1 protein-coding gene and 1 pseudogene are annotated in these 726 nt (G+C 31.8%); both read left to right on the plus strand.

All coding sequences use genetic code 11. The features are described from left to right. On the plus strand, window positions 1-620 hold a 620-nt coding region (locus QZ106_RS00730), incomplete at its 5' end, for a lipopolysaccharide biosynthesis protein (protein WP_295973036.1). A 3-nt stretch (window positions 621-623) separates the two neighbouring features. Then, window positions 624-726 (plus strand): annotated as a pseudogene (locus tag QZ106_RS00735) (CMP-N-acetylneuraminate-beta-galactosamide-alpha-2, 3-sialyltransferase); the annotation flags it as partial.

Consider the following 726-nt stretch of genomic DNA (forward strand, 5'->3'; position numbering starts at 1 on the left):
TGGAAAAGTATAAAAAAGGATTCCTCTATTTTCTAGGGTTTGGTATTCCCCTAGCTTTTCATCAGATCAGTATGTTTATAAAAGGTCAATTAGATCGAGTATTGATTTATCACAAATTTACTGAATCTGAATTAGGGCTTTATGCTATGGGAGCTCAAATTGCGCTAGTGCTTGCGGTTGTTATTCAAGCGATAAATAAGGCTGCAATACCTTATTTTTATGAAGCATTAAAACAAAAGAAGATTACTTTACAGAAAGTACACCAACTAACATTGCTTTCATTACTTTTAATTCCTATTCCTTCTATTATTATGTGGGCAATTCCGGAAGAATTTGTTGTTTTAGTGTTAGGGGAAGCATTTTGGGGAACCAAATACTATATTATTATGTTTCTTATTGCGACAATGTTTTCTGTGCCTTATTTAATTTTAGTAAATTACCTTTTCTTTTACGGAAAGAATAAATGGATATCATTATGCTCAATCCTTTCTACAATACTGTATTTAGGAGGGTTGTCGATCTTTATGCAATTTGGGGTTGAGTATGTCCCTTTTGCTAGCATATTAGGAGCAGGTGTTATACTTCCTTTTTTATATGTCATGACATCGAGAGTTAAATAAACTATGAATTTAATTATATGTTGCACACCATTACAAGTATTGATTGCTAAGGAAATAATTTTATCTAATGGTGGGAAAGAGAAATTTTATGGTGTCATGTTATCTC

It is taken from the genome of uncultured Aggregatibacter sp. (assembly GCF_901873365.1).
Taxonomy (GTDB): Bacteria; Pseudomonadota; Gammaproteobacteria; order Enterobacterales; family Pasteurellaceae; genus Aggregatibacter.